The following is a 24,246-nucleotide window of genomic DNA, read 5'->3' as shown; positions in this document are numbered from 1 at the left end:
CTGATGTGTAAACATGTGGCATGACCGACTTCTCGGCCCCTGAGCAGCTGGTGGCGTTCCTGGGGCGGTACGCGCCGTTCGACGGCCTCGACGGTGACGAGCTGGGCCGCCTCATCGAGGAGTCGGCGCTGCGCGACTTCCCCGAGAACGCGGTGATCCTCGACGGGCTCTCGTCGTCGCCGGAACACGCCTGGGTGGTGCTACGGGGGAGGGTGGGGCTGTGGAACTTCCCGACGGTGCCGCTCGCCCAGGGTGCTGAGCTGCCCGGGCTGGACGACGTGGTGGGTCCCGGTGGGGTGTTCGGCTATGTGGTGATCCTGGCCGGCGCGAAGGGCGGCCCGCGCGCGGTGGCGCTGTCCGACGTGACCCTGCTCCGTCTGCCGGCGTGGTCGGTGGCCCCGATGTTCTCCACGCCGGCGGGCGCGGCGTTCCTCGCGAGCGAGCTCGCGCGGGAGCCCGTCGTGCAGGGCGTCGCGTCGGAGCGGCGAGAGCGCACCGCGGCCGAGATCGTGCGGCGCGACCCCGTGGTCTGCGGGCCGGACGTGACGATTCGGGACGCGGCCGTGCAGATGACGGGAGCCAGGTCCGGCTACGTGGTGGTGAGCGGGCCCGACGGTCCGGCCGGCATCGTCACCGACCACGACCTGCGCGCACGGGTGATCTCGACCGGTCGCCCCGTCACCGACCCCGTCGGAGAGGTGATGACGGCGCCGCTGTATTCGGTGCAGGCGCAGGCGATCTCGTCCGACGTGCTGATCGATATGCTGGACCGCAAGCTGCACTACATGCCCGTGCTGGACGACGGTGGCGGACTGCTCGGTGTCGTGCAGGACGTCGACTTCCTGACGTCGCCCACCACGTCGACGTTCGCGCTGCAGCGGCAGATCGAGCACGCGCCTGCGTCGGATCTGCCCGAGCTGGGCCGCCGGATCCGCGACATCTTCCCGGTGCTGTTGCGGCAGCAGGAGAATCCGCGGCACATCTCGGGCGTCGCGTCCGTGGCGACGGAGGCGATGGTGCGGCGGTGCATCGAGCTCGAGCTGCCGGTGCATCCCGACCTGCAGGAGGGCGACTTCACGTGGCTGTCGCTGGGGAGCGTCTCGCGGCGCGAGGTGATGCCCAGCTCGGACGTCGACAGCGCGATCATCCTCACCGACCTGCCGGAGGGCACCCCGCGAGCGGACGTGGAGCGGAAGAGGTCGGCGGCGCTGGCGCTGGCCGCGGCGGTTCACACGCGGCTGGAGGAGTGCGGCATCCCGTCCGACACCAACGGCGCCGTGGCCGCGACGCCCCGGTTCTGCCGCACCGAACGGGAGTGGCTGGAGGCGGCGTCGGCGTGGATCGCCGACCCGCTCACCAACCAGGCCATGATGATGGCGTCGCTGCTCATCGACGCGCGGCCGGCATGGGGCGACCTGGCTCTGCAGCCGGTCGCGGGTGTGTATCAACACCTCTCGGAACATCCTCGGGCATTCAGGCTGATGTTGCGCGAATCCCTGACCACGAAGGCCAGGATCCGGTCGCTGCGGGACGTGATCTCGTTGCGGGGCGGCACCTTCGACATCAAGTCGCACGCGCTGGTTCCGATCGTGAACATCGCCCGCTGGGCGGCACTGGCACGGGGGTCCACCAAATTGCAGACCAGGAGCCGACTCGCTGCCGGATCCGATTCGGCTGTCCTGCCGGATGATTCGGCGCAGGTCCTGGCAGAGGTCTTCTCGGTGTTGATGCGGCTGCGGCTCGAGCACCAGGTGGCGCAGATGAACGCCGGCCGGGGGCCCACCGACATCATCGCTATCCGGAGCATCTCGCCGCTGTCCCGGAGTCTGCTCGAACAGTCCGTCCGAGAGATCGCGGCCGTGCAGCGCCGGATGAGCAACCTGGCGACCTATCTCGACGGCTCCGAGTGGTGAGGAGCCGCCGAGGACGGTTCGCCGGGTGCCGTGGGTCAGGCGCGCAGCAGCGTCCGGTAGTCGACCGCATCGATTCCGAGCGCCGCACCGACCTTCGCGTTCAGCAGGTCACCGTCGTGCGTCGAGAGGCCGGCGGCCAGCGCCGGGTCCGTCGCGCACGCAGCACGCCAGCCGGAGTCGGCTAGCCGCAGGACGTACGGCAGTGTCGCCCCCGCGAGCGCGAAGGTCGAGGTGCGCGGCACCGCGCCAGGCATGTTGGCGACGCAGTAGAAGACGGTCTCGCCGACGGTGAACGTGGGGTCGTCGTGCGTCGTGGGGCGCGAGTCGGCGAAGCAGCCGCCCTGGTCGATGGCGATGTCTACGAGCACGGCGCCCGGCTTCATCCGGTGCACCAGCTCGGTCGACACCAGCTTCGGCGCGGCCGCGCCGGGGATCAGCACTGCGCCGATCACGAGGTCGGACTCGATCACCGCCTCCTCCAGCGCGAGCGCCGTGGAGTAGCGGGTCTGGACGTGGCCGCCGAACTGGGCGTCGATGTGGCGCAGCTTGGCGATGTCGAGATCGAAGACGGTCACCTGGGCGCCCATCCCGGCCGCGATGTGCGCGGCATTGACGCCGGACACGCCGCCACCGATCACGGTGACCTTGGCCGGCGCGGTGCCCGGGACGCCACCCATGAGCTGGCCGCGACCGCCGTGGGCACGCATCAGGTGATAGCTGCCGACCTGCGGCGCGAGGCGCCCGGCCACCTCGGACATCGGAGCGAGCAGTGGAAGCGACCCGTCGGCGAGTTGCACGGTCTCGTAGGCGATGGACGTGGTCTTCGACTTCAGCAGCGCGTCCGTGCACGGCCGCGACGCGGCGAGGTGCAGGTAGGTGAACACGGTCTGGCCCGCGCGCATCAGCGCGTACTCGGGCGCGATCGGCTCCTTGACCTTCAGTAGGAGGTCCGCCTGCTCCCAGACCTGCTCGGCGGTGGCGAGGATCTGCGCGCCGGCGGCCTTGAAGTCGTTGTCGGTGATGGCCGAACCCAGTCCGGCGCCGGCCTCGATGACCACCTCGTGCCCTCGGCGCGCCAGCTCGGCGACGCCGCCGGGGGTGATGGCCACGCGGTACTCGTTGTTCTTGATCTCGGTGGGGATTCCGACGCGCATGGTCTCAGCTCCTGTGACGTGGTGTGCGGTACGACACAAGGATGAATAACGTTCGACCACATCGCAATACTGCTGTCGAAAATTCTGTAAGGTGATGGTATGGGTAACGGATCACCGGCGGAATCGGATTTTTCGACTCCGCAGCTGAACAATCCGCGGCCGGTCATGGACGAGGTCGACCGCCGGCTACTGGGGCTCTTGCAGGTGGACGGGCGGATGTCGAACGTGGCATTGGCCGAGGCCGTGGGGCTGGCACCGTCGACCGTGCACGCGCGCGTCCGACGCCTGGTGGACACCGGCGTGATCCGCGGCTTCTTCGCCGACGTCGACCCCGCAGCGGTCGGCCGACCGCTGCGGGCCATGATCGCGGTGTCCCTACGGTCCGAGCATCGCGGCCGGATCCGTGACTTCGTCGCCACGGTGACCGGCCTCGACCCGGTCATCGACGCGTACTTCCTGGCGGGTAACGACGACTTCCTGCTGCATGTCGCGGCATTCGATACCGACGACCTGCGTCGGTTGGTGGAGTACCTCAACTCCCGCGAGGAGGTCGCGAGCACGCACACCTCGCTCGTCTTCGACCACGTCCGCGGCTGAGCCGACTCGGTCCCGACCACACCTTGCATTGGTTGGTAGTACCTACTATATTTTGGTTGGTACTACCAACCGAAGGAGCAGTCATGCATGCCGCAGTCGTCACCACATTCGATGCCCCGCCCCGCTACCTCGAGTACCCGGAGCCGGTCGCCGGGCCTGATGAACTGGCGGTCGATGTGGTCGCCGCCGCCCTGCACCAGCGGGTCCGTTCGCAGGCCGACGGCTCGCACTACACCAGCACGGGGGAGCTCCCGATCGTTCCCGGCATCGACGCCGTCGTCCGCGATGCCGACGGCCGGCTGCGGTACGCGCTGCTCGACGACACGGCGTTCGGCACCATGGCGGAGCGGACGGTGATCGAGGCGCGGCGCAGCGTGATCCTGCCCGACGGCGTCGACCCGGTCGCCGTCGCTGCGGCGATGAACCCCGCGATGTCGTCGTGGGTCGCGCTGCGGCGGCGGATCGACTTCGAGGCGGGGCAGAGCGTCCTCGTGATCGGGGCGACCGGCAACGCCGGGCGCGTGGCGATCCAGGTCGCCAAGCGGTTCGGCGCGGCTCGGGTGATCGCCGCCGGCCGCAATCGCGAGCGGCTCGCGGAGCTCGGCGCGCTGGGCGCCGACGAGGTGTGCACCCTCGACGGGCTCGCCGCCGCCGCGGATGTCGACGTCGTGATCGACTACCTCTGGGGCGCCACTGCCGAGCACGGCCTCGTGGACATGCTGACCGCGCGCGCCGACCGCGGCCGACCACTCACCTGGATCCAGATCGGGTCGATCACCGGTGCGACGGCGGCGATCCCCTCCGCAGCGCTGCGGTCCGCCCGCCTGAGCATTGTCGGCAGCGGCGTCGGATCGGTACCCGGCCGCGACTACATCGCCGAGCTGCCGGCCATCGCGGAGGCCGCGAGCGCCGGCGCCTTCGACGTGCGCACACGGACCGTTCCGCTGCGCGACGTCGAGTCCGCCTGGACCGAGCCGCTCGCATCGGACGAGCGGATCGTGTTCACGCCGTGACGATCACGGCGTGTCCGGGATGGCGCGATCAGACGTACAGCGTGCCCGGCCGGCCACCGTCGGCCTCGAGGACCGCGCCGTTCAGCGCGGCCGCCCGCGGGGACGCGAGGAAGCAGACGATGTCGGCGATCTCGGCCGCGTCGACCACTCGGCCGAGCGCGTTCGCCTCTGCGGAGGCCAACCGCCCGGGCGTGAGCTCGCGCGAGTCCGTGCGCGTCATGCCCGGGTGGACGACGGTGACGGCGATGCCGTCGGGTCCCAGCTCGTCCGCGAGGTTCTGCGCCAGCGCGACGACGCCGATGTTGCGGATCGACCCGGCGATCGAGCCGGTGCGGCGCGCGTTCATACCCGAGACGTTGATGATGGCGGCGCCGGCCGGTGCCCCCGCCGCCGCGCTCGCCCGGACCGCGGCCCGCAGGTACGGTGCCGCGGCGCGGGCGACGCGCAGGTAGCCGAGCACCTTGGTGTCGACCTGCGCGAGGGCCTCGGCGGGATCGGTTCCCTCGATACCGGTGCCCACCGAGCTCACCGACGCGGGCTGCGCGGCCGAGTTCACCACGATGTCCAGGCGGCCGAACTCCGCGACCACGGCGTCGACGGCGTTCTGCACCTGCCGCGCGTCGGTGGTGTCCGCGCGCACCGTGAGCACGCCCGTCCCCAGCTCCGCGGCCGCGGCCGCGAGCGCGTCGGCTCCCCGGGCCAGCAGGGCGACGTGTGCCCCCTCGGCGAGAAGCGCCCGCGCGCAGGCCTTCCCGATGCCCCTGCTGCCTCCGGTGACGAGGGCCACGCGGCCCGCCAGCCCGAGGTCCATTACAGGACGATGACCGAGCGCAGGACCTCGCCGGCCTTCATCTTCGCGAAGGCGGCCTCGAGGTCGTCGATGCCGACGCGCTCGGACACGAACTTCTCCAGCGGCAGCCGCCCCTGCTGGTACAGGTCGATCAGCACGGGGAAGTCGCGCTCGGGCAGGCAGTCGCCGTACCAGGAGCTCTTCAGCGCGCCGCCGTGGCTGAACAGGTCGAGCAGCGGCAGCTCGAGCTGCATCTCCGGGGTCGGCACGCCCACCAGGACGACGGTGCCCGCCAGGTCGCGGGCGTAGAAGGCCTGCTTCCAGGTCTCCGGCCGGCCCACCGCGTCGATCACCACGTCGGCGCCGAACCCGCCGGTGAGCTCCTGCACGGCCTCGACCACGTCGGCGGCCTGGGAGCCGTCGATCGTGTGCGTAGCGCCGAGGTCCCTGGCCCACGCCAGCTTCGCCGTATCCCGGTCGATCGCGATGATCGTGGAGGCGCCGGCCAGCCGCGCGCCCGCGATGGCGGCGTCGCCCACGCCGCCGCAGCCGATCACGGCCACCGAGTCGCCGCGCGAGACCGCCCCGGTGTTGATCGCCGCGCCCAGGCCGGCCATCACGCCGCAGCCGAGCAGACCCGCGATCGCGGGGTCGGTGTCGGGCGCGACCCGGGTGCACTGCAGCTCGTGCACGAGCGTCTTCTCGGCGAACGCACCGATGCCCAACGCCGGGGTGAGGACGGTGCCGTCGGCCAGCGTCATCGGCGTGCTCGCGTTGAAGGTGTCGAAGCAGTACCAGGGGCGGCCGCGCCGGCACGCGCGGCAGCTGCCACACACCGCGCGCCAGTTGAGCACCACGAAGTCGCCGGGAGCCACGTGCGTCACATCGTCGCCCACCACCTCGACGACGCCCGCGGCTTCGTGCCCCAGCAGGAACGGGTACTCGTCGTTGATCCCGCCGTCGCGGTAGGCGAGGTCGGTGTGGCACACGCCGCACGCCGCCACCGACACGATCACGTCGCGCGGTCCCGGATCGGGGATCACGACGGTCTCCTTGGTCACCTCGGCGCCCTTGGACCGTGCGACCAGACCTGCCACTTCATATGCCATGGTCGTAATGTATCGGGCGATGAGCGAGATGGTGGTCGTGCCTGCCGAAGAACGGAGCTTCTGGCGCGGGGACGGGATCACGACGCGGCAGTCGTTCCCCTTCACCGGCAACTTCGACCTCGCCGCCAACGCGCACGGCCTGCTGCTGGTGCACAACGACGACCTCATCGACCCCGCGATGGGCGTCGACATGCACCGCCACCGCAACGCCGAGATCGTCACCTGGGTGGTGGAGGGCGAGATCTCCCACCGGGATTCGTCGGGGATGCGGGGGATCGTGCGCGCCGGGCAGGTGCAGGCCATGAGCGCCGGCTCGGGTGTCACGCACGCTGAGACCAATACCGCTCCGCGGCGCGGCGGCACCGTCGCCCGCGTCATCCAGATGTGGCTGCCGCCGGACGCGCCGGGCGGGGAGTCCGAATACCGGACCGCAGACGTCGCGTCGGCACTCGACCGTGGCGGGCTGGTCACCGTCGCCTCCGGGATGCCCGGGCACGTGCCTGCCGTCGCCATCCGCAACGACGCCGCTGCGCTGCACGCCGCGCGGCTGTCGGCGGGCCGCACCGTCGTCCTACCGGAGGCGCCGTACGGCCACCTGTTCGTGGTCACGGGCACCGTCGGCGTATCCAACGGCAGGGCCGGGGTCCACGCGTTGGGCGACGGTGACGCGCTGCGCACGCGGCGTGCGGGCGAGCTTTATGTGACGGGCGTACAGGACGCGGAGATACTCTACTGGGAGATGCACGCTGCGGCGCTGACCGCACTGTAGGAGGATCGCAGTGTGACTGTCGACCAGAGCGGCACCGACCATCCCGGTCCGACCCCGAACGAACACCCGTCCGTCGAGCATCCTTCCGTCGAGCACCGCCGGCTCGCCGAGGCGCCCGGACCCGACGGTCCATGGCGGCTGTGGGGGCCGTACCTCGCGGGCCGCCAGTGGGGCACCGTCCGGGAGGACTACAGCGACAGCGGAGACGCGTGGAGCTCCTTCTCGTTCGAGCAGGCGCACCGACGCGCGTACCGCTGGGGCGAGGACGGTCTGGGCGGGATCTGTGACCGCTACGGGTTCGTGAACTTCGGCCTCGCCCTGTGGAATCGGCACGACCCGATCCTCAAGGAGCGCCTGTACGGGCTGACCAACGACCAGGGCAACCACGGTGAGGATGTCAAGGAGTACTGGTGGCCCGTCGACGGGACGCCCACGCACAGCTGGATGCACTGGATGTACCGGTATCCGCAGGCCGAGTACCCGTACCGCGAGTTGCGCGAGGCCAATGCGGCGCGGGGCCGCGAGCAGCGCGAGTTCGAACTCGCCGACACCGGGATCATGGCCGATGACAGGTTCTTCGACGTCCACATCCGATACGCGAAGGCCGCGCCGGACGACCTGTGCATCGAGATCGAAGCCGTGAACCACGGGCCGTTCGCGGCGCCGCTCGACATCCTGCCGACGGTGTGGTTGCGCAACACCTGGGCGTGGGGGGGCGACGACCGGCGCGGCGATATCGCGCTGGTCGACGACCTGGCCGTGGGAGACGCTGCGGCGGTGCGGATCCGGCACGGGATGCTCGGGGAGTACTACCTGGTCGGGGAGGGCGCGCCCGAGGTGTTGTTCTGCGACAACGAGACCGACGCGGTGGCGCTGTTCGGGAAGACGGAGAACCTGTCGCCGTACCCGAAGGACGGCATCAACAGGCGCGTCGTGGAGGGCGACGCCGACGCGGTCGATCCCGCCGGAACCGGCACCAAGGCGGCGTTCTGGTACCGGTTCGGGTCGGTGCGGCCGGGCGCGAGTGTCACAGTGCGGCTGAGGCTCTCGCACATGCCGCCTTCGCTGGACACCTTCGGGCGCGGCTTCGACGCGGTCTTCGCCGACCGGCGCGAGGAGGCCGACGAGTTCTACTCGCACGTGATCCACGACGCGCTGCCCGACGCGGACAAGCACGTCGCGCGGCGGGCGTACGCCGGAATGCTGTGGAACAAGCAGCTGTACCGCTACGACGTCGAGAGGTGGCTGGCCAGCGACCCGGTCTCGCCCGCCTCGCCGGCCCGTGAGGAACCCGGCCGCCGCAACACCACGTGGCGGCACTTCTCACTGGCGGACGTGATCTCCATGCCCGACGAGTGGGAGTATCCCTGGTTCGCCGCATGGGATCTCGCGTTTCACTGCATACCGCTGGCGCACGTCGACCCCGAGTTCGCCAAGGAACAGCTGGTGCTGATGTGTCGTGAGTGGGCGATGCACCCCAACGGCCAGCTGCCCGCCTACGAGTGGGAGTTCGGCGATGTCAACCCGCCCGTACACGCGTGGGCGGCCTGGCATGTGTACCGCATCGACGGGTACCGCGACCAAGACTTCCTGGTGCGGGTGTTCACCAAGCTGCTGCTCAACTTCTCGTGGTGGGTCAACCGAAAGGACTCCGACGGCACCGGCGTCTTCGAGGGCGGGTTCCTCGGGATGGACAACATCGGCTTCTTCAACCGGTCCGCGCCGCTGCCCCCCGGGTTCCGGCTCGAGCAGTCCGACGCGACGAGCTGGATGGCCTTCTACTGCCAGCAGATGTTCAAGATCGCCATCGAGCTGTCGCGACACGACCCGGCCTGGCAGGACTGCGCGACCAAGTTCCTGGAGCACTTCCTCACCATCTCCAAGGCGATGAACTCCTTTGGCTCGCATAATATCTCGCTGTGGCACGAGGGGGACGGCTTCTTCTATGACGTGCTGGTGCGGCCCGACGGCACCGCCCTGCCGATGCGCGTGCGGTCGATGGTGGGGCTGCTGCCGATCCTGGGCGCCACCGACGTGCCCGCGTGGGTCGCCGAGCAGTGCCCGGACGTCACGTCCCGCCTGCGCTGGTTGCGCAAGCGCCGGCCCGAGCTGGTGGAGCCCGTGCTCTCGGCCGGCGACGGTGCCGATGGGTCGCGGATGCTGCTGTCGCTCGTGTCGCCGGAGCGACTGCGGCGGATCCTGGAGCGGATGTTCGATCCCACGGAATTCCTTGCGCCCTACGGCATCCGGTCGCTGTCGAAGGCCGAGCAGACGGTGTCCGAGGACATCGACGGCCGGCAGGTCACGATGCAGTACGAGCCGGGGGAGTCGTCCACCGCACTGTTCGGCGGCAACTCGAACTGGCGTGGGCCCGTGTGGTTTCCGGTCAACGTGTTGCTTGCCGACAAGCTGCGCACCTACGGCCGGTACTTCGGCGACGAGTTCACGATCGCCATCCCCACCGGCTCGGACAACATCTGCACTCTGGAACAGGCGGCCGACGTGATCGACGGTGGGCTCACCGGCCTGTTCCGGCCGGTGGACGGGCTGCGGCCGGCGGACGGCAAGCGGATCGAGGGGAGCCCCAACCCGCTCTGGGCCGACCACCCCTCGTTCTACGAGTACTTCGACGGCGACACCGGCGAGGGCCTCGGCGCCACCCACCAGACCGGGTGGACGGGCCTCGTCGCCCACCTGCACAACCCGCGCCTGCCCATGGAGCCGCCGCATCGGTCCACGGGACTGTAGGGATCGGGCGGCGCGCCGCTACAACCAGTTGCGGCGCCGGAACGACACGTACAGCGCCACGACGAGCACGATCATCAGGATCAGGCTGAACCAGAAGCCCGCGGGCTTGCCGTCGCCGGGGAACGGGACGTTCTGGCCGAAGTAGCCGGTGATCAGCGTGGGGACGGCGATGATGCCGGCCCAGCCGGTCAGCTTCTTCATCACCACGTTCATCTGGTTGTCCATCAGCGCGAGGTTGGTGGACCGCACCGACTCGACACCGTCGCGCAGTCCCTCCACCCAGTCGGCGGCGCGCATGGTGTGGTCGTAGACGTCCTCGGCGAACGGCAGCATGTCGCGCAGGCGCTCGTCGGCCGCTGTGCGCCGCACCAGCGTGCCCGCCACGTCCCGGACGGGCAGCACCATCCGACGCAGCTCGCCGACCCCCTTGTGCAGGGCGAAGGTCTCGGTGGCGATGCGCCTGCCCATATGATTTTCGAACAGGATGGACTCGAGGTCGTCGAGTTGCTCGTCGATGGACGCGATCCGATCGGTGTACCCGTCGACCACGGCGTCCAGCAGCGTGAGTTCGAGCATGCGGCAGCCGAACCGCTGCATGCCCGAGTTCTCGGTGATAGCGTCCGCGACGGCGTCGATGTCGAGGCCTTCGCCGAGCCGGATGGTGAGCATTCCGCCCGGCATCGCGAACATCGAGATGCGCGCCGAGCCGCCGTCGACGTCCACCGTGTAGAGCGCCGCGAACAGCACCTCCCCGTACCGCACGGCCTTCGGGCGCTCATGCGCCGTCAGCGCGTCCTCGATCGCGTGCGCGTCGAGTCCCAGCTTGCCGGCCAGCGGGGCGAGGTCGTCGGCGGTGGGGTCGAGGATGTCCGCCCACACCAGCGTGTCGGGGTCGTCGAGGAGGCCGGGAATGGTCGGGACGTCGGCCGGCAGCGACTCCTGCGCGCCGTCGCGCCATGCGTACGCGGTCACCTTCATGGCGGTAACCGTAGCGCCGGTAGGCTGGTCGGCATGCTGAACGTAGGTGTTCTGGGGGCCGGCGGCAAGGTCGGGCGGGCGATGGTGGAGGCGGTGGAGGCCGCGGACGATCTCGCGCTCGCCGGGAAGGTCGACGTCGGTGCCCCGCTCACCGACTTCCTCGACGCGGGCACCCAGGTGGTCATCGACTTCACCCACCCCGACGCTGTGATGGACAATCTGAAGTTCCTCGTGGACAACGGGATCCACGCGGTGGTGGGAACCACCGGGTTCACCGACGACCGGCTCGACACCGTGCGAGGCTGGCTCGCCGACAACCCCGGCGTCGGCGTGCTGATCGCGCCCAACTTCGCCATCGGCGCCGTGCTCTGCATGCAGTTCGCCGCCCAGGCCGCCAGGTACTTCGACTCCGTCGAGGTGATCGAGCTACACCACCCGCACAAGGCCGACGCCCCCTCGGGCACCGCGTACCGCACCGCCGAGCTGATCGCCGAGGCCCGCGAGGCCGCCGGGCTCGGCAAGGTACCCGACGCGACCACCGCTGAGTTCGACCGGGCCCGTGGCGCGCGCGTCGACGGTGTCCGGGTGCACTCGATCCGGCTCGCGGGGCTGGTCGCGCACCAGGAGGTGCTGCTGGGCACGCAGGGCGAGACGCTGACGATCCGGCACGACTCGTTGGATCGCAGCTCGTTCGTCCCCGGGGTGCTGCTGGGCGTGCGGAACATCTCCGACCGGCCCGGGCTCACCGTCGGGATCGAGCCGCTGCTCGACCTGTGAGCGGGCCTGCGGGCCGCTCGGTCCTGCCACAGCTCAGCGTGATCGCGTTCCTGGTGGTCGCGGCGATCGCCTACTTCTGCGTGATCGCGTTCTGGGCGTGGGACATCCTCAGCGCCGGCGGTGCCGCGAACATCGGCCTCGGGGTGGCGATCCTGGTGCTGCCGCTGATCGGGCTGTGGGTGCTGTGGGCCGTGCTGCGCAACGGGTTCGCGCATCAGCGTCTGGTCCGGCTGGCGCGCGAGGCCGGCCGCGACCTGGACGTCTCAGGCCTGCCGACGATGCCGTCCGGCCGCGTCCAGCGCGCCGCTGCCGACGAGTTGTTCGCCTCCGTGAAGGCGGAGTACGAGGCCGATCCCGACTCGTGGATCGCGACGTACCGGTTGGCGCGCGCGTACGACTATGCCGGCGACCGGTCCCGCGCGCGGACGTGGATGACCAAGGCCGTCGGGCTGGAGCGCGACCAACGGTGAGCCGCCTGCTGATCGTGCACCACACGCCCTCCCCGAACTGCCAGGAGATGTTCGAGGCGGTGATCGCCGGCGCCACCGATCCCGAGATCGAGGGGGTGGAGGTGGTGCGCCGCGCGGCGCTGGCGGTGACCGCCGCCGACGTGCTCGGGGCCGACGGATACGTGCTCGGCACGCCGGCGAACCTCGGATACATATCGGGCGCCCTCAAGCATGCGTTCGACACCGTCTACTACCCGTGTCTCGACTCCACCCGCGGGCGGCCGTTCGGGCTGTACGTCCACGGGAATGCGGGCACCGAGGGCGCCGAGCGGGCCGTGGACTCCATCACCGCCGGGCTCGGCTGGGTCAAGGCGACGGGGTACGTCGTCGTGTCCGGGACGCCGTCGAAGGAGCAGCTCGAGGCGTGCTGGAACCTCGGCGCGACGGTGGCCGCCCAGCTCATGGACGGGTAGTCGCGTCCGCGGCGGGGCGCTGCGTCCCGTGATGCGGGCCGGGGCACATCGTGGTCCCGCCGGCTCGTCGTACACCCACGATAAGAGACGTTTGTATTTCTTCGCTAGAGCGTCTATGGTCGGACTTAAGAAATGGATTCGACTCTTAATGGGGGTGTGATGTCCGACGCGAAGCCTGAATCGACCAAGGTCGATCCCGCCGTGTGGCGCGCAGTGGGGGCGGTGCTCGTCGGCGGGTTGGCCGTGTTGTTCGACACGACCATCGTCGCCGTCGCCCTGCACACGCTGGCACACGATCTGCACGCCTCCGTCGCGACGATCCAGTGGGTGACTACCGGCTATCTGCTCGCCCTGGGGGTGACGATCCCCATCGCGGGCTGGGCGCAGCGGGTGCTGGGCGGAAAGCGGCTGTGGATGATCGCTCTCGCGCTGTTCCTCGTCGGATCGATCCTTTCGAGTCTCGCGTGGAGCGCCGGGAGCCTGATCACCTTCCGCGTCGTGCAGGGTATCGGCGGCGGGATCATGCTGCCGCTCATGTCGACCCTGGTCGTCCAGGCGGCGGGTGGGAAGAATCTCGGCAGGGTCATGTCGGTCGTGAGTCTGCCCGCCGTGCTCGGACCGATCCTCGGCCCGGTGGTCGGCGGCCTGATCCTGAAGCATCTGCACTGGTCGTGGATGTTCTGGGTGAACGTGCCGTTCTGCGTCGTCGGGCTCGTCCTCGCCCTGATCGTGCTGCCGAAGGACGGCCCGGTGCGCCGGGTGCCGCTCGATATCATCGGCTTCGCGCTGATGGCGCCCGGTCTGGTCGGCGTGCTGTGGGGTATCTCGAACTCCAGTAGGACCGGCGGATTCGGCCGGACTGACGTCCTCGCGCCGCTGATCGCCGGGCTCGTGTTGCTCGCCGCGTTCGTGGCCTGGGGGCTGCGGCGCACGGCCCGCGCCCTGGTCGATGTGCGGCTACTGAAGCACTGGCCGCTCGCCTCGTCGTCGCTGCTGCTGTTCCTCTCGGGTGTCACGCTGTACGGCGCGATGATCCTCTTGCCGCTGTACTTCCAGGAACTGCGCGGCACGAGTGTGCTCATGGCCGGCGTGTTGCTCGTCCCGCAGGGCCTCGGCACGCTCGCGAGCCGTTCGCTGGCGGGCACGCTCTCCGACGTCATGGGCGCGCGCCGGCTGGTCCTGGCCGGTTTCCTCATCGTGCTGCTGGGCACGCTGCCGTTCGGCTTCGCCGACGCACACACCAACGAGTGGTGGCTGATGGCCGCACTCTTCGTGCGCGGCATCGGCCTCGGCGTCGTGACGATTCCGCTGATGGCGCTCGGGTTCCGCGGACTCGAGCGCTCCGAGGTGCCCGACGCGAGCATCATCACCCGAATCGCCAGTCAGGTGGGCGGTTCGTTCGGCGTGTCCGTGCTCGCGGTGATCCTCGCCGGCGCCGCATCGACCGGGTCGCTCGCCAGCGCGTTCCAGCAGTCGTTCTGGTGGGCCGTCGGGTTCGCAGGAGTCGGCGTGTTGGTCTCGTTTGCGCTGCCCGGGCGCCCCCCGGATGCGACGGACCTCTCGCCTCAGGCGTCCGCGCCGGTCCGCGGCCGGGTCGGGAGTCCAGAGAGGGCGGGTCGATGAGCCCCATCGAGGCGCGGGACCTCACGAAGCGCTTCGGCGAGGCCGTCGCGGTGGACGGCGTGACGTTCTCGGTGCGGCCGGGCGAGGTCACCGGATTCCTCGGCCGGAACGGTGCGGGCAAGAGCACGACGCTGCGGATGATCCTCGGCCTCGAGCGGCCGACGTCGGGGTCGGTCACCGTCGACGGCGGGCCGTACGCCGACCTCGTCGCCCCACTGCAGCAGGTGGGTTCGCTCCTCGACGCGCGGGCGGTGCAACCCGGTGCCACCGCCACCGATCACCTGCTCGCGCTCGCGCGGAGCAACGGCATCGGGCGCCGTCGTATCGGTGAGGTGCTCGACAGCGTGGGGCTCGGCGAGGTCGCACGGAAGCGGGCGGGAACCTTCTCGCTGGGCATGCTCCAACGTCTCGGTCTCGCTGCGGCACTGCTCGGCGACCCGCCGATCCTCGTGCTCGACGAGCCGCTCAACGGGCTCGATCCCGAGGGCATCATCTGGTTCCGCGGTCTGATGCGTCGGATGGCCGCCGAGGGGCGGACGGTCCTCGTGTCGAGTCACCTCATGACCGAGATGTCGGTCACCGCCGATCGCCTCCTCATCATCGGCGAGGGGCGGTTGCTCGTCGACAGCGACATGGTGACGTTCCAACGGGAGCACGAGCACGAGGAGATCCGTGTGCGGACACCGGACCCGCAGTCCCTGCGTAGTCGCGTCGTCGGCGCCGGCGGCACCGTCCGAGACCTCGACGCCACGTCCTTCGCCGTGAGCGGCCTCGACGGCCCCACGGTCGGGGGACTGGCCCTGCGTGCGGGCATCGAGCTGCACGAGCTCGCATCCGTGCGGCGTTCGCTCGAGGACGCGTTCATGGAGCTGACGGCGCCCGGTGCCCAGCGTGCACCCGCGCCCGCTCGTCCGGTTCCCATGCCTGCTCGTCCGGTGCTCGCGGACGTTTCGCCTACGCGGCCGGGCCTGTCGGACGGCGATCCCGCCGCGCTGGAGCGGCCGGCCACGCGATTCCGCGACATCGTTCGATCCGAGCTCATCAAGTTCCGCAGTACCCGCCCGGGGCCGCTCATCGTCGCGGGCTCGCTGATCGCAGGTGCCGGGTCTGCCCTCTTGTTCGCCGACTCGACCGCTCGGCGATACCCGGACTTCGACGTCGACGAGCGGCGCTTGTTCGATCCGACCCTGACCATCCTGCGCGGCCGGACCGTTCTCGAGGTGACGATGGGCGTACTCGGTGCGCTCGCGGTGACGTCGGAGTACGGGGCCGGCACGATCGCGCCGAGCCTCGCCGCGGTCCCCGACCGCGACCGCCTCCTGGCAGCGAAGGCGCTCACTACCGCCGGCATCGCGCTCGGGACCGGGCTCGCTGCCGGTGCCGGCGGATTTCTGGCCGGGCAGGCGCTGCTCGCGCGACGCGGCGTGCCGCACGACACACTCCGCAGTCCCGGCTCCGCCCGCGCCGTGCTCGGCAGCGGCCTCCACGCCACCATCGCCGCACTGCTCGGCCTCGGGATCGGCGTCCACACCCGCTCGACCGCCGGGGCGGTCTCGACGCTCTTCGCCGCCGAGTGGCTCGTGCCGGGGATCGGCCCCGCGTTCCCCGAACCCCTGCCCGCCCTGCTCACGAAATACTGGCTCACCGAGGCCGGCGCCAGCATCTTCGTCACCCGACCCGACCCTGAAGTCCTCGGCCCGTGGGCCGGCCTCGGGGTGATGACGGGGTCCACTGCGGCGGTGTTCGGGTCCGCGCTCGCCGCGTTCCGCAGGCGCGACGTGTAACGCGAGACCGTTCGCGGATGTCGGCTACCAGCCGTGATATGGCTGCGACGCGCCGAGATCGACCTGTGGGGCCCCGAATCCACCGCTGAGCGGCCCACGGGGCCGGATCCGAGGGGGCGCGCCGCTCAGCGGTTGATTTCGGTGCTGGCGCCGGTGAAGAACTCGACGAAGCCGAACGGTGCGCGCTGCCCGATGCACAGGTCGAGGATCTCCCACGCATCCACGGCGGTGGCGGCGCTGCGCGCGAACATCGCGGCCTCGTAGGCGGCGAGTGCGGTCTCGATGTCGTCGGAGTGCGCGGCGATCGCGGTGCCGAGCTCGGCACCGTCGAACATCGCCAGGTTCGCGCCGTCGCCGGACGGTGGCATCAGGTGCGCGGCGTCGCCGAGCAGCGTCACGCCCGGCACCCGCGCCCAGTGGTGGTCGTTCGGCAGGGAGTGGATCGTGCGGAGCACCGGTGCGGTCTCACCGTCGGTGAGCAGCGCGGTGAGTTCCGGTGCCCACCCTTCGAACTCGGTCGCGATTCGGGCAGTCGCGGTGTCGGCGTCGGCGAAGTCGATGTCCGCGAACCACTCGAGGGGACGGGCCAGCTGGACGTAGGTGTGCAGGACGCCGCCCGCCTCGCGGTGCGCAGCGATGGCCTTGCCCGGGACGGCGGCGTGCATCGCGCCGGTGCCGACCACCTCCGCGGCGGCGGGGTGGCGTTCGTCGGCCTCGTACAGGTAGGTCTCGACGAACGAGGTGCCCGTGTACTCCGGCCGGGCTTCCGAGAGCAGTGGCCGGACCTTCGACCAGGCACCGTCTGCGCCCACCAGGAGGGTGGTGACGACGGTGGCGCCGTCGGTGAAGGTCACCTCGTGCCGGCCGTCGCCGCGGGACCGGACGCCGGCGACCTTGCGGCCCCACTGCACGGTGCCGTCGGGGAGCGCCTCGAGCAGGATCCGGCGGAGGTCCCCGCGCAGCACCTCGGGGCGTCTGTCGGTACCGTCGTCGGGTTCGTCGTACAGGAGGTCGCCGCGCTGGTTCAGGATCCGCAGCGCCTCGGCGCCCTCGTGGATGATCGCGCGGAACTCGGGCGTGAGGCCGGCGGCTGCGAGGGCGGCCTGGCCGTCCTGGACGTGGATGTCGAGCTGGCCGCCCTGCCTGCGGGTATCGGGCGAGGCGTCGGCCTCGTAGACCGTGGCCGGGATGCCGTGGACGTGGAGGACTCGGGCGAGGGTGAGGCCGCCGAGGCCTGCGCCGATGATCGTTACCGGTGTCGTCATGATGGTTCCTCTCAAAGATTGGAATGGTGTTCCATAGAACACAGTTTGGAACATCATTCCAATCGTGTCAAGATGGGATCCATGAGCAGGACATCGCGCGCCCCGCGCCGCGCCGACGCGCTGTCGCGGGACCGGATCGTGGAGGCCGCGATCGAGATCCTCGACACCGACGGCGAGGGCGCGCTCACCTTCCGCGCGCTCACGACACGCTTGTCCACCGGCGCCGGCGCCATCTACCACCACGTCGCCAACAAGGACGAGCTGCTCGCGGCCGCGACCGACGGCGTGATCGCCGGCGCCCTGGCGGGACGCGACGCCGGTGAGCCGCGGGAGGCGGTCCGCGGCGTCGCGCTCGCGGTGTTCGACGCGATCGACGGGCACCCCTGGGTGGGGACACAGCTGTCGCGGGAGCCGTGGCAGCCGGCGGTCCTGCGGATCTTCGAGGGCATCGGCGGGCGGCTCGGGGTGCTCGGCGTCGCCGAGGCGGCACAGTTCGACACGACGACGGCGCTGTTGAGCTACATCCTCGGCCTCGCCGGGCAGTACGCGGCCGCCGCCCGCCTCCTCGAGCCCGGCACCGATCGGGAGGAGTATCTGTCCGCCATCGCAGACCGGTGGGGTCGGCTCGATCCGGTGGTGTATCCGTTCGTGCACCGGATGGCGGCGCAGCTGTCGACCCACGACGATCGCGAGCAGTTCCTGGCCGGTGTGGATCTCATCCTCGCGGGGATCGACACCTTGCGATAGGCGTGCGGCATACTGGGCGGCAGTCCGGCAGTCCGGCATTTCGGGCGGGAGTCGGGGGACTGGTGGACATCGAGGAGCGGCCGCCGTGGTCGGGGAGGAAGCTGGCGAGGCTGGGGGAGGCGCTCGTCGTCGGGACACCCGTGCCCGACGGGTGTCCGTCGTACGACGAGGTCGCCCTGTGGCACTTCGACCTCTGCGGGGAGGTGAAGATGAGGATCGCCGGCCGCAGCGATTGGGAATCGTTCGACGGCATGTTCAACGTGACGGCGCGGCCGAAGACGATCGATACGCTGCGGGACAAGCTGATCCGCGAGAACCGCTTGGCGCTCAACCACGTGCGGGATCTGGCAGGAGTTCGCGTGGAACTCGACGGTACGCTCGCGGAGCAGACCGCGTTCGCGGTCGAGGTGGATCGCGTCGTCGGCCACCTCGCGGAGATCCGGCGTGGCCTTGAGAGCACGACATTTCACCGAGCGAGGAAGCAGCATGCCGGGTATCTGGTCCAGTTCAACAAGCGGACGGGGCAGCGGCGGGTCGAGGAGTTCGCGGTCCCGCGTGATGCGATGCTTCGTCGGCTCGAACTCGAGCAGAGCGACGTAACACCGACATCGAGATCTGCGCCCTGGTCGGAGACTCGCTTCAGACCCTCCGGAGCACGCACTCGCGCTACTTCGGTGGTGAGGAGATGACCGACGCCGAGGCGGACCGTACGCTCCGGTCGGCACCCGCTGCACAGGCCACCCGCGCGTAACGCTCGTCGCGGGCACCGCGTTTCCGTCGGTGGCGGAAGTCGCCGCCCGAAGTGGTCGATATGTATCGCTGAACGAGCATGATCGACCACTCCGGCCGCCGCCACAACCCACCCGCGGGTGTCGACCCGGCCGGCGGATGCTGCGCACGTAGACTCGGGCCCGTGATCGAGACGCCGTACGAGGACCTGCTGCGCGACGTGCTGGCCACCGGGACGCACCGTCCGGACCGTACCGGCACGGGGACACGCAGCGTGTTCGGGCGGCAGCTGCGGTACGACCTCGCGCACGGCTTCCCCCTGATCACCACCAAGAGGGTGCACCTGAAATCCATCGTCTACGAGCTGCTGTGGTTCCTGCGCGGCGACTCCAACGTGAAGTGGCTGCAGGAGAACGGCGTGACCATCTGGGACGAGTGGGCGAGCGACGAGGGCGAGCTGGGCCCCGTCTACGGCGTGCAGTGGCGCAGCTGGCCGACACCGTCGGGCGAGCACATCGACCAGATCTCCGCAGCCCTGGAACTCCTGAAGACCGACCCCACGTCGCGGCGCAACATCGTCTCTGCATGGAACGTCGGCGAGATCCCGCAGATGGCGCTGCCGCCGTGCCACGCCTTCTTCCAGTTCTACGTGGCCGACGGCCGCCTGTCCTGCCAGCTGTACCAGCGCAGCGCCGACCTGTTCCTCGGCGTCCCGTTCAACATCGCCTCGTACGCGCTGCTGACCCATATGTTCGCGCAGCAGGCCGGGCTGGCGCCGGGCGACTTCGTGTGGACGGGCGGCGACTGCCACATCTACGACAACCATGTCGACCAGGTCCGAGAGCAGCTCTCCCGCGCGCCGTACCCGTATCCCCGGCTCGAACTGCGGCCTCGCGCAAGCATCTTCGACTACGAGTACGAGGACGTCGTGATCCACGACTATCGGCACCACCCCGCCATCAAGGCGGCGGTCGCCGTCTGATGATCGGGCTGGTCTGGGCGCAGGCCGAGAACGGAGTGATCGGGGCCGGCGGCGCTATTCCGTGGCGGATCCCCGAAGACGCCAAGCACTTCCGCGGCGTCACCGTCGGGCACCCGGTCGTGATGGGGCGCCGCACATGGGACTCGCTGCCCGACCGCTTCCGCCCGCTGCCGGGCCGAACCAACATCGTCGTGACGCGCGACCGCAGCTGGGCGGCCGACGGTGCCGTGCCCGCGGCGAGCGTCGACGCGGCGGTCCGGGAGGGGGTGCCTGCGGGCGGCGACCTGTGGGTGATCGGCGGCGGCGAGATCTACCGGGCTGCACTCCCTCTGGCCGACGTGCTCGAGGTGACCGAGGTCGCGGGGGAGTACGACGGTGACGCGTACGCCCCGGCGATCGACCCCGCCGTCTTCACGGTCGCGGCGCGGACCGAGTGGCTGGCGTCGTCCGCGGGGCCCCGGTACCGGTTCGTCACGTACCGGGCCCGCTGACACAGCGGCTTGCCAGCGGCGGTGTATCAGACCGGCATGACCGCCCGGTAGCCTTGTGACTCATGACCGCGTCTTTGCCCACCACGCCATTCGGTGCCGTCGCCGTCGCGATGGTCACCCCCTTCACGAGTGACGGGAAACTCGACGTCGCGGCGGGGCAGAAGCTGGCGGTGCACCTCGCCGACCAGGGCGTCGACGGGCTGATCGTCGCCGGGACCACCGGCGAATCACCCACCACCCAGCCCGTCGAGAAGATCGAGTTCCTTCGGGGGATCGTCGACGCCGTCGGCGACCGGGTCAAGATCACGGCGGGCTGTGGCACGTACGACACCGCCGAGTCGGCGGAGTTCGCCCGCGACGCCGCCGACGCCGGCGCACACGGCCTGCTGGTCGTGACCCCGTACTACTCGAAGCCGCCGCAGGCGGGCCTGCTCGCGCACTTCACCGCGGTGGCCGACGCGACCGACCTGCCTGTCCTCCTCTACGACATCCCACCACGCTCGGTGGTAGCCATCGAGACCGATACCCTGCGCAGACTCTCCGAGCACGAGAACATCGTGGGCGTCAAGGATGCCAAGGGTGATCTGGGTGCCGGTGCGGACCTCATCGCCTCGACCGGGCTGCAGTTCCTGTCGGGCGACGACCCGCTCAACCTGCCCTGGCTGTCCGTGGGAGCGGTCGGCTTCGTCTCGGTGATCGGGCACGTCGTCGCGCCGCAGCTCGTGGCGCTGCGCGAGGCGTACTTCGCCGGTGACGTCGCCGGGGCCCGGGACATCAATGCGTCGCTCGTACCGGTGTTCAAGGCGATGGCACTGGTGGGTGGTGTGACGTTCGCCAAGGCCGCGCTGGGCCTGCAGGGCATCGACGTGGGGGTGCCGCGGTTGCCCCAGGTCGCGCCGTCGGCCGAGCAGCTCGACCGGATTGCTGCGCTGCTGCAGCAGGCGGGGGTCGTCGCGTGACCTCTTCTCAGCGTCCGCGGTCCCGCAAGGTCTCGCGCAAGGCGGGTCCGCCGGAGGTGGCCCCGCCCGTGCCTGAGCCGGCCGCCCCGCCGGTCGTGGCCGAACCGCAGCATCAGGCTGCCCCCGCGCCCGTCCTCTCCGCACCTGCCGCGTCCGCGCCGCCGCCCGTTGCGCAGTCTCAGCCGGCACCGTCGGCGCCCGCTGAGGGGCGGAGCCCCCGTGCTCGCGGCGGACGGAACAACAAGGGCGGCAAGAACTCCGGACGCAGTCAGGGCGCGCCAGGCGGGCGCCCGACACCGTCGGCGCCCGAGCGGCTGGGCGTGCCGCCCAAGCTGAAGCGCGGGGCGCTGCGCATCGTGGCGCTGGGCGGGATCAGCGAGATCGGCCGCAACATGACCGTCTTCGAGTACGACGGCAAGCTCCTGATCGTCGACTGCGGCGTGCTGTTCCCCGAGGACCAGCAGCCCGGCGTGGACCTGATCCTGCCGGACTTCCGGCACATCGAGGACCGGATCGCCGACGTCGAGGCGATCATCCTCACGCACGGACACGAGGATCACATCGGCGCCGTGCCGTTCCTGCTGCGCCTGCGTCCGGACATCCCGGTGATCGGTGCCAAGTTCACCCTCGCGCTGGTGAAGGCCAAGTGCGATGAGCACCGCCTGCGGCCCAAGCTGATCGAGGTTCGCGAGGGCGAGTCGACGCAGCACGGCCCGTTCGAGTGCGAGTACTTCGCCGTCAACCACTCGATCCCCGACGCCATCGCCGTGGCGATCCACGTGGGCGGCCAGGTGGTACTGCACACCGGTGACATCAAGCTCGATCAGCTCCCGCTGGACGGCCGCCTCACCGACCTGGCCGGCTTCTCCCGGCTCGGCGACGCCGGCGTCGACCTGTTCCTCGTCGACTCGACCAACGCCGAGGTGCCCGGCTTCGTGACTCCCGAGCGGGAGATCGGGCCCGTGTTGGACAACGTGATCGGTCGGGCCAAGGGCCGCGTGATCGTGGCGTCGTTCGCGTCGCATGTGCACCGGATCCAGCAGATCGTGGACGTCGCGGTCGCCCACAATCGGCGCGTCGTGTTCGTGGGCCGATCGATGGTCCGCAACATGCAGATCGCGCAGGACCTCGGCTTCCTGCACCTGCCCGACGGGGTCGAGGTCGACCTGGACACCGCCGCGACGCTTCCCGACCACCGCATCGTGCTGGTGTCCACCGGGTCGCAGGGCGAGCCGCTGTCGGCGCTGTCCCGGATGGCGCGCGGCGAGCACCGCAACATCACCATCTCGCCGCAGGACCTCGTCGTGCTCGCCAGCTCGCTGATCCCCGGCAACGAGAACTCGGTGTTCGCGGTGGTCAACGGCCTGGCCAAGCTGGGCGCCACCGTCGTCACCCAGCAGAACGCGAAGGTGCACGTCTCGGGTCACGCCAGCGCGGGCGAGCTGCTGTACCTCTACAACGCGGTGCGCCCGCGCAATGCTATGCCCGTGCACGGCGAATGGCGGCACCTACGCGCCAACGCCGCCCTGGCCGTGGCGACCGGGGTGCCCGAGGACCGGGTCATGCTCGCCGAGGACGGCGTGGTGGTCGACCTGATCGACGGTGTCGCGAAGATCGTCGGACAGGTGCCCGTGGGGCACGTGTACGTGGACGGCCTGTCGGTGGGCGACGTGGGCGAGTCCACGCTGTCCGACCGCCTGGTGCTCGGCGAGGGCGGGTTCATCTCGATCACGGTCGTGGTCGATGAGGCGGGCCGCGCGGTCTCGACGCCGGAGGTGTCGGGGCGTGGCTTCTCGGACGACCCCGGTGCGCTCAAGGAGGCGGCCAAGCTGGTGGAGGAGACGCTGGGGCAGCTCGCGTCCGAGGGGGTCAAAGCCCCGCACCAGATCGCCCAGTCCGTGCGGCGCACCGTCGGGCGCTGGGTGGCTGCGACCTACCGGCGCAAGCCGATGATCGTGCCCACCGTGATCGCGGTGGGGGAGTAGCGACTACAGCGCCGTCTCGATCCGCTGGATCCGGCGGCGCGCCACCACCCGTCGCGCCGGCGGCCCGGCGACTAGTGTTCGGGGGGTGAAACCCGCTCGTATCGAACGCGCCGCCCTCGTCGAGGCTGCGCGCGCCGCCGGCCCCGACGCGCCCACCCTGTGTGACGCCTGGACTGTCCGTGAGCTGCTGGCTCACCTGGTGGTGCGCGAGTCGCGACTCGACGCGGCGCCCGGCATCCTGATCAAGCCGCTCGCCAAGTACACCGAGCATGTGCAGGCGGGGGTCGCTTCCCGGTCGTTCGATCGGCTGCTCAGCGAGGTCGCGGGCGGGCCGCCGCGGTTCTCGCCGTTCCGGTTGATCGACGAGCAGGCCAATCTGGCTGAATATTTCGTGCACACCGAGGACATCCGGCGTGCATCCCCGGGCTGGCGCCCGCGCCGGCTCGATCCCGCCGTCGAGCGCGGTCTCATCGCCGCCGTCGCCCGCATGGCGCGCCTGACCCTGCGTGGAGCGCCGCTGCGGATCTCGCTCACCACCGAGCGCGGGACCGTCGTCTCGGCCGGCAAGGGCAACCCGGTCGCGGTGATCGGCGCGCCCGGCGAGATCACGATGTGGGCGTTCGGCCGCGACGACGCACTGGTGACGTTCGAGGGCAAGGACGCGGATATCGACCTGTTGGCCAAGGTCACGCGCTCGCTCTGATTCGTGCGGCGGGCGAGTCCGTCTGTTACAAGTGTTGCGGTTGAGACGGGTGGGGCTCCTGACGATAAGCTGGGGCCATGGCAGGCAAAACGACCACGCGCACGCGGGCCTCGTCGGCGGGCACCGGCACGGCGCGCTCCGGGGGCGGTCGCCCGGCCGGGACGCGGGGAAGTCGGGAGGCCAAGCGGTCTTAGGAAGACAACCACTA

At 70.4% G+C, this 24,246-nt stretch carries 22 protein-coding genes; 17 read left to right on the top strand and 5 right to left on the bottom strand.

Going from position 1 to position 24,246, the window contains the following annotated elements:
* The first annotated feature begins 20 nt into the window (after positions 1-20).
* A complete protein-coding gene (locus tag ABD908_RS11230) occupies positions 21-1,913 on the top strand; it encodes a putative nucleotidyltransferase substrate binding domain-containing protein (protein WP_344995233.1) in 1,893 nt (630 codons plus the stop codon).
* A gap of 35 nt (positions 1,914-1,948) precedes the next feature.
* Here ABD908_RS11230 and ald read toward each other — a convergent pair whose 3' ends face one another.
* Positions 1,949-3,067, bottom strand: a complete 1,119-nt coding sequence (gene ald, locus ABD908_RS11225; RefSeq protein ID WP_344995230.1) for an alanine dehydrogenase — start codon at positions 3,065-3,067, stop codon at positions 1,949-1,951.
* 165 nt (positions 3,068-3,232) lie between these two features.
* Here ald and ABD908_RS11220 point away from each other — a divergent pair, with 165 nt between their 5' ends.
* Both ABD908_RS11220 and ABD908_RS11215 read left to right on the top strand, forming a co-directional pair.
* Positions 3,233-3,664 carry an Lrp/AsnC family transcriptional regulator gene (locus ABD908_RS11220; protein ID WP_344995308.1) on the top strand — a complete coding sequence of 144 codons (432 nt, stop codon included), beginning with the start codon at positions 3,233-3,235 and terminating at the stop codon, positions 3,662-3,664.
* Positions 3,665-3,747: 83 nt separating this feature from the next.
* On the top strand, positions 3,748-4,677 hold the full coding sequence (locus ABD908_RS11215; RefSeq protein WP_344995227.1) for a zinc-binding dehydrogenase: 930 nt from the start codon (positions 3,748-3,750) through the stop codon (positions 4,675-4,677).
* A gap of 28 nt (positions 4,678-4,705) precedes the next feature.
* Here the strand turns inward: ABD908_RS11215 and ABD908_RS11210 are convergent, their stop codons facing one another.
* The gene (locus ABD908_RS11210) at positions 4,706-5,488 is read right to left on the bottom strand and encodes an SDR family NAD(P)-dependent oxidoreductase (RefSeq protein ID WP_344995224.1); all 783 of its coding nucleotides are present in this window, start codon (positions 5,486-5,488) and stop codon (positions 4,706-4,708) included.
* Positions 5,488-6,576 carry an S-(hydroxymethyl)mycothiol dehydrogenase gene (locus tag ABD908_RS11205; protein WP_344995221.1) on the bottom strand — a complete coding sequence of 363 codons (1,089 nt, stop codon included), beginning with the start codon at positions 6,574-6,576 and terminating at the stop codon, positions 5,488-5,490. Before ABD908_RS11205 ends, ABD908_RS11210 begins: the two co-directional genes overlap by 1 nt.
* Before the next feature lie 19 nt (positions 6,577-6,595).
* On the opposite strand from ABD908_RS11205, the gene ABD908_RS11200 reads away from it, so the two are divergent.
* Both ABD908_RS11200 and ABD908_RS11195 read left to right on the top strand, forming a co-directional pair.
* Positions 6,596-7,345: a pirin family protein gene (locus tag ABD908_RS11200; protein WP_344995218.1), complete on the top strand. Its 750-nt coding sequence runs from the start codon at positions 6,596-6,598 to the stop codon at positions 7,343-7,345.
* 12 nt (positions 7,346-7,357) lie between these two features.
* A complete protein-coding gene (locus ABD908_RS11195; RefSeq protein ID WP_344995215.1) occupies positions 7,358-10,093 on the top strand; it encodes an MGH1-like glycoside hydrolase domain-containing protein in 2,736 nt (911 codons plus the stop codon).
* A gap of 18 nt (positions 10,094-10,111) precedes the next feature.
* Here ABD908_RS11195 and ABD908_RS11190 read toward each other — a convergent pair whose 3' ends face one another.
* Complete coding sequence (locus ABD908_RS11190; protein WP_344995212.1) at positions 10,112-11,071, bottom strand: magnesium transporter CorA family protein; 960 nt, start codon at positions 11,069-11,071, stop codon at positions 10,112-10,114.
* A gap of 33 nt (positions 11,072-11,104) precedes the next feature.
* Here ABD908_RS11190 and dapB point away from each other — a divergent pair, with 33 nt between their 5' ends.
* The 5 genes from dapB (at position 11,105) to ABD908_RS11165 (ending at position 16,177) form a co-directional block, all read left to right on the top strand.
* A complete protein-coding gene (gene dapB / locus ABD908_RS11185) occupies positions 11,105-11,848 on the top strand; it encodes a 4-hydroxy-tetrahydrodipicolinate reductase (RefSeq protein ID WP_344995209.1) in 744 nt (247 codons plus the stop codon).
* Positions 11,845-12,318, top strand: a complete 474-nt coding sequence (locus ABD908_RS11180; RefSeq protein ID WP_344995206.1) for a hypothetical protein — start codon at positions 11,845-11,847, stop codon at positions 12,316-12,318. Before dapB ends, ABD908_RS11180 begins: the two co-directional genes overlap by 4 nt.
* Positions 12,315-12,770 (top strand): flavodoxin family protein, encoded by a 456-nt coding sequence (locus ABD908_RS11175; protein WP_344995203.1) that lies wholly within the window; start codon positions 12,315-12,317, stop codon positions 12,768-12,770. The genes ABD908_RS11180 and ABD908_RS11175 overlap by 4 nt, the downstream gene beginning before the upstream one ends.
* A gap of 159 nt (positions 12,771-12,929) precedes the next feature.
* The gene (locus tag ABD908_RS11170) at positions 12,930-14,393 is read left to right on the top strand and encodes an MDR family MFS transporter (protein WP_344995200.1); all 1,464 of its coding nucleotides are present in this window, start codon (positions 12,930-12,932) and stop codon (positions 14,391-14,393) included.
* Complete coding sequence (locus tag ABD908_RS11165) at positions 14,390-16,177, top strand: ATP-binding cassette domain-containing protein (RefSeq protein WP_344995197.1); 1,788 nt, start codon at positions 14,390-14,392, stop codon at positions 16,175-16,177. The genes ABD908_RS11170 and ABD908_RS11165 overlap by 4 nt, the downstream gene beginning before the upstream one ends.
* A gap of 125 nt (positions 16,178-16,302) precedes the next feature.
* Here the strand turns inward: ABD908_RS11165 and ABD908_RS11160 are convergent, their stop codons facing one another.
* Positions 16,303-17,442: an FAD-dependent oxidoreductase gene (locus ABD908_RS11160; protein ID WP_344995194.1), complete on the bottom strand. Its 1,140-nt coding sequence runs from the start codon at positions 17,440-17,442 to the stop codon at positions 16,303-16,305.
* Positions 17,443-17,523: 81 nt separating this feature from the next.
* Here ABD908_RS11160 and ABD908_RS11155 point away from each other — a divergent pair, with 81 nt between their 5' ends.
* From ABD908_RS11155 to ABD908_RS11125, 7 genes are all read left to right on the top strand, one after another.
* A complete protein-coding gene (locus ABD908_RS11155) occupies positions 17,524-18,189 on the top strand; it encodes a TetR/AcrR family transcriptional regulator (protein WP_344995191.1) in 666 nt (221 codons plus the stop codon).
* A 62-nt stretch (positions 18,190-18,251) separates the two neighbouring features.
* On the top strand, positions 18,252-18,878 hold the full coding sequence (locus ABD908_RS11150; protein WP_344995188.1) for a hypothetical protein: 627 nt from the start codon (positions 18,252-18,254) through the stop codon (positions 18,876-18,878).
* Positions 18,879-19,102: 224 nt separating this feature from the next.
* Entirely contained in the window at positions 19,103-19,900 is a 798-nt protein-coding gene (locus ABD908_RS11145) for a thymidylate synthase (RefSeq protein WP_344995185.1), read from the top strand.
* The gene (locus tag ABD908_RS11140; RefSeq protein ID WP_344995182.1) at positions 19,900-20,391 is read left to right on the top strand and encodes a dihydrofolate reductase; all 492 of its coding nucleotides are present in this window, start codon (positions 19,900-19,902) and stop codon (positions 20,389-20,391) included. The genes ABD908_RS11145 and ABD908_RS11140 overlap by 1 nt, the downstream gene beginning before the upstream one ends.
* 62 nt (positions 20,392-20,453) lie before the next feature.
* Complete coding sequence (gene dapA, locus ABD908_RS11135; RefSeq protein ID WP_344995179.1) at positions 20,454-21,350, top strand: 4-hydroxy-tetrahydrodipicolinate synthase; 897 nt, start codon at positions 20,454-20,456, stop codon at positions 21,348-21,350.
* Positions 21,347-23,335 carry a ribonuclease J gene (locus ABD908_RS11130; RefSeq protein ID WP_344995177.1) on the top strand — a complete coding sequence of 663 codons (1,989 nt, stop codon included), beginning with the start codon at positions 21,347-21,349 and terminating at the stop codon, positions 23,333-23,335. The genes dapA and ABD908_RS11130 overlap by 4 nt, the downstream gene beginning before the upstream one ends.
* A gap of 85 nt (positions 23,336-23,420) precedes the next feature.
* Positions 23,421-24,038: a TIGR03085 family metal-binding protein gene (locus tag ABD908_RS11125; RefSeq protein WP_344995174.1), complete on the top strand. Its 618-nt coding sequence runs from the start codon at positions 23,421-23,423 to the stop codon at positions 24,036-24,038.
* The last annotated feature ends 208 nt before the right edge of the window (positions 24,039-24,246 follow it).

Source organism: Tsukamurella soli (assembly GCF_039541155.1).
Lineage (GTDB): Bacteria > Actinomycetota > Actinomycetes > Mycobacteriales > Mycobacteriaceae > Tsukamurella > Tsukamurella soli.
Note: the sequence above shows the minus strand (reverse complement) of the source record. Positions and strands in the feature narration are given on the sequence as shown.

Bases quoted from the DNA above. Each gene is read 5' to 3' on its own strand.
- ABD908_RS11170 (WP_344995200.1), top strand. From the start codon at position 12,930: ATGTCCGACGCGAAGCCTGAATCGACCAAGGTCGATCCCGCCGTGTGG.
- ABD908_RS11155 (WP_344995191.1), top strand. From the start codon at position 17,524: ATGAGCAGGACATCGCGCGCCCCGCGCCGCGCCGACGCGCTGTCGCGG.
- ald (WP_344995230.1), bottom strand. From the start codon at position 3,067: ATGCGCGTCGGAATCCCCACCGAGATCAAGAACAACGAGTACCGCGTG.
- ABD908_RS11230 (WP_344995233.1), top strand. From the start codon at position 21: ATGACCGACTTCTCGGCCCCTGAGCAGCTGGTGGCGTTCCTGGGGCGG.
- ABD908_RS11220 (WP_344995308.1), top strand. From the start codon at position 3,233: ATGGACGAGGTCGACCGCCGGCTACTGGGGCTCTTGCAGGTGGACGGG.
- ABD908_RS11140 (WP_344995182.1), top strand. From the start codon at position 19,900: ATGATCGGGCTGGTCTGGGCGCAGGCCGAGAACGGAGTGATCGGGGCC.
- ABD908_RS11215 (WP_344995227.1), top strand. From the start codon at position 3,748: ATGCATGCCGCAGTCGTCACCACATTCGATGCCCCGCCCCGCTACCTC.
- ABD908_RS11210 (WP_344995224.1), bottom strand. From the start codon at position 5,488: ATGGACCTCGGGCTGGCGGGCCGCGTGGCCCTCGTCACCGGAGGCAGC.
- dapB (WP_344995209.1), top strand. From the start codon at position 11,105: ATGCTGAACGTAGGTGTTCTGGGGGCCGGCGGCAAGGTCGGGCGGGCG.
- dapA (WP_344995179.1), top strand. From the start codon at position 20,454: ATGACCGCGTCTTTGCCCACCACGCCATTCGGTGCCGTCGCCGTCGCG.
- ABD908_RS11190 (WP_344995212.1), bottom strand. From the start codon at position 11,071: ATGAAGGTGACCGCGTACGCATGGCGCGACGGCGCGCAGGAGTCGCTG.
- ABD908_RS11205 (WP_344995221.1), bottom strand. From the start codon at position 6,576: ATGGCATATGAAGTGGCAGGTCTGGTCGCACGGTCCAAGGGCGCCGAG.
- ABD908_RS11165 (WP_344995197.1), top strand. From the start codon at position 14,390: ATGAGCCCCATCGAGGCGCGGGACCTCACGAAGCGCTTCGGCGAGGCC.
- ABD908_RS11160 (WP_344995194.1), bottom strand. From the start codon at position 17,442: ATGACGACACCGGTAACGATCATCGGCGCAGGCCTCGGCGGCCTCACC.
- ABD908_RS11200 (WP_344995218.1), top strand. From the start codon at position 6,596: ATGAGCGAGATGGTGGTCGTGCCTGCCGAAGAACGGAGCTTCTGGCGC.